This is a genomic window from Kitasatospora sp. NPDC058965, assembly GCF_042741245.1.
Classification (GTDB): Bacteria; Actinomycetota; Actinomycetes; order Streptomycetales; family Streptomycetaceae; genus Kitasatospora.
Map to the genome: position 1 here is coordinate 1 of NZ_JBHYKG010000435.1, position 5,557 is coordinate 5,557.

The window sequence follows — 5,557 nt, forward strand, 5'->3', positions numbered from 1 at the left end:
CCGCAGGGGCGGTCGCGGCCCGTGGGGGACGGAACGTCAGCAGACGATGCTGGCGGTGCTCTTGCTCGCGCCGCCGACGTTCTCGGTCTCCGGGGAGGGCAGCTCCTGCAGCGGGAGGATCTCCTCGGCGTGCGCCTCGACCTCGGTCTCGGTCTGGTCGGTGGTGGGCTCGGTGCGCTCGGTCATGGTGGTCTCCTTCACGGTGGTGGGTGCTGGGTGGCGGATGGTGTGTCAGCAGACGACGCTGGAGGTGCTGATGACGCCCCCGTAGCCGCCGCCGTCGTTGCTGTCGGGCTCCGGGGAGGCCAGCTCCTGCAGCGGGAGGATCTCCTCGGCGTGCGCCTCGACCTCGACCTCGGCCTGGTCGGTGGTGGGCTCGGTGTTCTCGGCCACGGTGGCCTCCTTCACGGTGGTGGGTGGTGGAGTGTCAGCAGACGATGCTGGCGGTGCTCTTGGAGTCGCCGTAGCCGCCGCCGTCGGTGCTGTCGGGCTCCGGGGAGGCCAGCTCCTGCAGCGGGAGGATCTCCTCGGCGTGCGCCTCGACCTCGGTCCGGTCGGTGGTGGGCTCGATGTGCTCGGCCATGGCGGCCTCCTCGGTGGCAGTTCGGCCGGCGGACCTCGCCGACACGTGCCAAAGTACGAACGCGGGTCACAGAGACGGTCCGCCGCCGGTATGGGATCGGTATGCGGCGGTCGACCCCGCGCCGCGGTGCTCCGGGAACGCCGGAAGGGGTGCCCGCCGGTGGGCGGGCACCCCTTCCGTTCCGCGTGCGGCGGATCGGTGGCGACCTCGGTCAGGACTGCGGGGCCACCGCGGTCGTCTGGGTCGTGAGCACCGGGCAGGTCATCAGCGAGAAGCCGCCGCAGAGCGCTTCCGCGGTCGCCGCCTCGTCGGCTTCGAGGCGCTGCAGGGCGTCGACGTCGATCGTCATGGGGATCTCGTCCTCTCGTACGGTGATCGGGTGCCGGAACGGGGCCGGCCGGTGGTGGTGGGGTCAGGCCCTGGTGTCGGTGGACGTCCACTCGGGGCAGGTGAAGAGCGTCCAGAGGGTGCAGGTGTTGGCGGTGGTCGCCTCGTCCCCCTCCAGCCGCTGCAGGGCCTCGACGTCGACGGTGGTCGGGGTCACCCCTGGGTCGCCTCGGTGGAGGTGAACATCGGGCAGTCGAAGAAGGTGAAGATGCCGCAGGCGTTGGCCGCGGTCGCCTCGTCGGACTCGAGCAGCTGCAGGGCGTCGACGTCGATCGTCATGGGGATCGGTTCCTTTCCGGAGTGGAGGGATCGGTGCCCCGGCCGGACGCGGCCGGGAGTTCGTGGAGGGGCGGTGCGGCCCTGCGCCGGGCCGCACCGGTCAGCCGCGCGGCTCGGCGGCCGGCACGGTGGCGGGGTCGGGCAGCCACATCCGCGTGCCGCCGTGCCGCATCCGCAGCAGCAGGCCCAACAGCCCGGCCGTGCCGGTGTTGTAGGCGGCCGACACGGCGAGCATGGACTCGTCGGGGGTCAGCACCAGTCCGTCCCGGTGCACCGTCCTGGTGAGCGCGCAGCCGACCAGTTCCTCGGCCCACTGCCAGTAGCCCGGCATGTCCAGCGCCTCGGCGAGGTCCAGCAGGAACTCGGCGTTCCCGGCCAGGCCGTGGCACGCGACGGGGGTTCCGCGCCACCGGGCCCGGTGGACCGCGACGGCGGCCTGCTCGGCCGCCAGCCGGTGGCGCGGGTCACCCGTGGTCTGCCACAGCCGGATCAGGAAGGTCCCCACCCCGGAGGAGCCGCTGCACCAGTGCGGGCCGGCTGACGGGGCGTCGGCCCTGCGGTCGTCGGGAGCCCAGTGGGCGGCGCCGTCCTCGACCCGGGCGGCCGTCAGCAGCGTCTCGCCCGCGGCCCGGGCGGCGGCGACGAACTCCTCGCGCCCGGTCGCCAGGCCCGCGAGCAGCAGGAAGGTGCCGACCCCGGCCACGCCGTGGCCGAAGCCCAGGTGGTGGATGCCGGCGAGCTCGGAGTCGAAGTCCGCCGGGACCGGCCAGAGCACCCCGGAGCGGCCCTGGACGCCCACCGTCAGCAGGTGCTCGGCCGCGGCCGCCGCGCGGTCCCGGAACTCGGCCCGACCGGTGGCGTGCCAGAAGTGCAGTTGGGCCAGGCCGGCCCCGGCCACGCCGTGGCAGACGTCGGGCTGCGGGTGGCGCACCGGTACCGCCAGGGCCAGTTCGGCGGCCGCCTGCGCCAGCGGCCCGTCCTCCAGCACCCGGGCCGCCTCCAGCAGCGCCCAGGCGGTGCCGGAGCTGCCGAAGTAGAGCCCGGGCAGGTGCGGTTGGTGGTCCCGCGCCCGGGTGACGAGCCACTCGGCCGCCCACCCGACGGCCTCGTGCAGGGCGGCGTCCGCCCGGTGCGTCGCGGCCGCCGCCAGCACCGCGAGCACACCGGCGGCGCCGTGCTGCACGTTGCGCGGATCGGTCTGCGCCCCGTGCCGGTCGGCGGGCCAGAGCCGGTCCTCGTCCTCGGGCGTCATCGTGGCGAGCAGGAAGGCCAGTCCGTCGGTGAGCAGGCGCTCCCCGTCCCGCACGGTCAGCGCCGGTGCCGGGCGGGCCCCGGTCGGCCCGGCCGCGCCGGCCCGGATCCGGCCGAGCTGCTCGCGGGTCCGGGCCAGGGTCCACCGCTCGCCCGGGTCCGCGCGGGTCAGCCCGAGCAGCACCGGCTCGAACGGCCGCAGCTCGGGCCGCGCCGACAGCGCCCCGGTGACCAGCGCGGCCAGCCGGTCGTCCGGCCCGCGGTCGGCCGGCCGGTCCGGGACGAACAACGGGCTGGTGCCGGTCAGCAGGTGGAGGAGGACTGCGCCGAGGCTGTAGAGGTCCGAGGTCGCCTCCGGCGCCGGGCCGTACGGCGCGGCCCCGGTGACCTCCGGCCCGGCGAAGCCCGGGGTGTGGGCGCGCAGCACCGGCTCGCCGGGGCGGGCGAGCATCTCCAGGTCGATCAGCCGCAGCTGCTCGTCGGGAGTGACCATGAGGTTGTTCGGCGTCAGGTCCCGCACCACGAAACCGAGTTCGTGGACGGTGCCGAGCAGCGCCACCAGTTGGTCGGCCAGCCCGAGCAGCAGGGCCGACTCGGGCGCGTGCCGCGCCTCCGCCCAGCTCCGCAGGGTCTGACCGGGTACCAACTCCTGCACCAGGTACTGGTTGCCGCCCTGCCGGAACCGGTCCACCGGGCGCGGGCTGAGGCCCGTGTGGGCGAGCGCGGCGAGCATGTCCGCCTCGTGCCGCAGCAGGTCGCCGGCGTCCGTGCCGTAGCGGGTCGCCCCGACGTGCCGCCGGGCCTCCTTGATCACCACCTCGGCGCCGCCGGCCCGGTCGGTGCCGACGTAGACCCCGCCCTTGTACGCGTGTCGCAGTGCCCGGCGCACCTCGTAGCGGTCGTTCAGCAGGACGGCGCTGGGCGCGGCGGCGGGCGACGCCGCCACGGGCAGCGGGTCGACCGCCCAGGCGGGCGGGCTGAACCAGGCCAGTCGGCGGTCCCGGACGGCACTGCCGTCGGGGGCCCGGAGCATCGTCTCGACCGCCCCGTCGTTGGTCAGCCGCGGGTGGCCGGTGAAGGCGCCGTAGCGGTAGTGCACCAGGCTGCCCGGCCGGTACGGGCGGTCGGACAGGATGCCGGGCCCCGGCAGGTGCTCGGTGGCCCGGTGCAGGGCCTCGGCGAGCCGCCGGAACGCGTCGTCGTCCTGCGGGTAGACGGTGATGAACTTGCCGCCGCTGCCCCGGTCGGCGCGGCCGGACACCAGCTCGGCCAGCCGGTCGGGGGTACCGGCGAACTTGAACGCGGCCCGCTGCGCGACGAGCACCTCGGCGGCCCCCGCCAGCACCATCGGCGCGGACAGCGGGGTCGCCGACACGTGCAGCTTCCACCCCTGCTCGCGCTGCGGTGCGCCCGTGGGCCGGACGCCGCACCAGAACTCGCCCGGAGCGACCGACCACCCCCGGGCACCCCGCCGGCGCAGCACGGCCTCGACCAGGTCGCGGTAGAGCGTGGCGTACGCCCCGTCGGCCTGTCCGAAACCGCTGTCCGCCCCGTCCGTCCGCGTCATCGCCGCCCCTTCGGTCCGTCCCGCCCTGGGAAGGGGCCGGTCAGGGCCCCGCTCGCACTGGAGATCCTCCGGCTTGCGGGGCGGGAAGACATGGGGGCGACGCACGTATCTTGCGCGCTCCGGGCCCCCATCGGGCCGGCGGGGCCGGGGCCGCGCCGGCTCAGCAGCGGCGGCCCCAACAGGTGACCAGCGGGGCCGTGGTGACGTCCAGTTCGGTCCCGCGCAGGTTGGCCAGGTGCTGGTCCAGGTCGGCGGCCGCGAGGTCGGGCCCGACCAGCCGGTCGCGGAGCTGACGGACCGTCGCCGCCTCCAGCGCGCGGCAGGCGGCGGAGGTGACCGGGAAGTACGCCTCGGCGGCGACCTCGGTCAGGCCCGCCCCGCGCAGCAGCCGGGGTAGGGTGCGCCCGAACGCCAGGTCGACGCCGCGCTCGGCCAGCCGGGCCCGGAAGGCGCGGCGGACCCGGTTGGCGAGCCGCTGCTCCGGGCCGTGCTCGTCCGGGCAGGCCAGCGGCTGCAGCGCCGGGTCCGCGTCCTCGATCACCAGCCAGCCACCGGGCCGGACCGCGTCGGCCAGCCGCCGCAGCACGGCGGCCCGGTCCGGCAGGTGGACCAGCAGCAGCCGGGCGTGCACCAGGTCGAACTGCCCGGCGGGCAGCGGGTCCCGGGTCACGTCGTGGCGCAGCACCTCGACGGTGGGGGCGGGCAGTCCGGTCAGCCAGCCGGTGTCCAGGTCACTGGCCAGCACCCGACCGCCCGGTCCGACCCGCTCGGCCAGGGCGCGCGGGATGCCCGGCCCGCCCGCCCCGACCTCCCAGCAGTGCGCGCCGGCGGCCAGGCCCAGGCGGTCCAGGTGCCGCAGGGTCCAGTCGTCGAAGAGCTCGGCGATGGCCGTGAAGCGTTCGCCGGCCTCGCGCATGCGGTTGTCCAGCAGGTAGCCGCGGTCCTCAGCCATGGTCGGGGGCCTCTTCCTCCAGTCGTCCCGGTCGGTCGCGGTGATCGTACGCGGGCGGCTACCGGTCGGCGCCGAAGTGCTCCAGGAACCAGTCGGTGGCCAGCTCCGCCACCTGCGCCAGCGCGCCGGGCTCCTCGAACAGGTGCGTGGCGCCGGCGACCACGGCGAGCCGGGTCGGGCAGCGCAGCCGCTGCCGGGCCCGGCGGTTGAGGTCGAGCACCACGTCGTCACGGCCGCCGACGATCAGCAGGGTCGGGGCGGCCACCGCCGGCAGTCGCGCGGCGGCGAGGTCGGGGCGGCCGCCGCGGGAGACCACGGCCGCGACCGGGGAGCCCGGCTCGGCCGCCGCCCGCAGGGCCGCCGCCGCGCCGGTACTGGCACCGAAGTAGCCGACCGGGAGCCCCCGGGCCTCGGGCCGGTCGAGCAGCCAGCGGGTGGCCCCGGCCAACCGGCGGCCGAGCAGGGCGGTGTCGAAGACGTTCGCCCGGTCGGCCTCCTCCGCCTCGGTGAGCAGATCGAACAGCAGCGTGCCCAGACC

9 protein-coding genes are annotated in these 5,557 nt (G+C 76.1%); all 9 read right to left on the bottom strand.

Annotation, left to right across the window (positions count from 1 at the left end):
* Nucleotides 1-36 precede the first annotated feature (36 nt).
* Nucleotides 37-186: a hypothetical protein gene (locus ACFW1A_RS37760; RefSeq protein WP_380417700.1), complete on the bottom strand. Its 150-nt coding sequence runs from the start codon at nucleotides 184-186 to the stop codon at nucleotides 37-39.
* A gap of 45 nt (nucleotides 187-231) precedes the next feature.
* Entirely contained in the window at nucleotides 232-393 is a 162-nt protein-coding gene (locus ACFW1A_RS37765) for a hypothetical protein (RefSeq protein WP_380417702.1), read from the bottom strand.
* A gap of 34 nt (nucleotides 394-427) precedes the next feature.
* Complete coding sequence (locus ACFW1A_RS37770; protein ID WP_380417704.1) at nucleotides 428-583, bottom strand: hypothetical protein; 156 nt, start codon at nucleotides 581-583, stop codon at nucleotides 428-430.
* A 211-nt stretch (nucleotides 584-794) separates the two neighbouring features.
* On the bottom strand, nucleotides 795-932 hold the full coding sequence (locus tag ACFW1A_RS37775; protein ID WP_380417706.1) for an ALQxL family class IV lanthipeptide: 138 nt from the start codon (nucleotides 930-932) through the stop codon (nucleotides 795-797).
* Between the two features lie 63 nt (nucleotides 933-995).
* Complete coding sequence (locus ACFW1A_RS37780; protein ID WP_380417708.1) at nucleotides 996-1,127, bottom strand: hypothetical protein; 132 nt, start codon at nucleotides 1,125-1,127, stop codon at nucleotides 996-998.
* Nucleotides 1,124-1,249 (bottom strand): ALQxL family class IV lanthipeptide, encoded by a 126-nt coding sequence (locus ACFW1A_RS37785; protein WP_380417710.1) that lies wholly within the window; start codon nucleotides 1,247-1,249, stop codon nucleotides 1,124-1,126. The genes ACFW1A_RS37780 and ACFW1A_RS37785 overlap by 4 nt, the downstream gene beginning before the upstream one ends.
* Nucleotides 1,250-1,349: 100 nt before the next feature.
* A complete protein-coding gene (lanL, locus tag ACFW1A_RS37790) occupies nucleotides 1,350-4,067 on the bottom strand; it encodes a class IV lanthionine synthetase LanL (protein ID WP_380417712.1) in 2,718 nt (905 codons plus the stop codon).
* Between the two features lie 160 nt (nucleotides 4,068-4,227).
* Nucleotides 4,228-5,019 carry a class I SAM-dependent methyltransferase gene (locus ACFW1A_RS37795; RefSeq protein WP_380417714.1) on the bottom strand — a complete coding sequence of 264 codons (792 nt, stop codon included), beginning with the start codon at nucleotides 5,017-5,019 and terminating at the stop codon, nucleotides 4,228-4,230.
* Between the two features lie 58 nt (nucleotides 5,020-5,077).
* A partial coding sequence (locus tag ACFW1A_RS37800; RefSeq protein ID WP_380417716.1) for a dienelactone hydrolase family protein occupies nucleotides 5,078-5,557 on the bottom strand: 480 nt, incomplete at its 5' end.

Excerpts from the sequence above, each read along its gene's own strand:
- ACFW1A_RS37760 (WP_380417700.1), bottom strand. The coding sequence starts at position 186 with ATGACCGAGCGCACCGAGCCCACCACCGACCAGACCGAGACCGAGGTC.
- ACFW1A_RS37770 (WP_380417704.1), bottom strand. The coding sequence starts at position 583 with ATGGCCGAGCACATCGAGCCCACCACCGACCGGACCGAGGTCGAGGCG.
- ACFW1A_RS37775 (WP_380417706.1), bottom strand. The coding sequence starts at position 932 with ATGACGATCGACGTCGACGCCCTGCAGCGCCTCGAAGCCGACGAGGCG.
- ACFW1A_RS37785 (WP_380417710.1), bottom strand. The coding sequence starts at position 1,249 with ATGACGATCGACGTCGACGCCCTGCAGCTGCTCGAGTCCGACGAGGCG.
- lanL (WP_380417712.1), bottom strand. The coding sequence starts at position 4,067 with ATGACGCGGACGGACGGGGCGGACAGCGGTTTCGGACAGGCCGACGGG.
- ACFW1A_RS37795 (WP_380417714.1), bottom strand. The coding sequence starts at position 5,019 with ATGGCTGAGGACCGCGGCTACCTGCTGGACAACCGCATGCGCGAGGCC.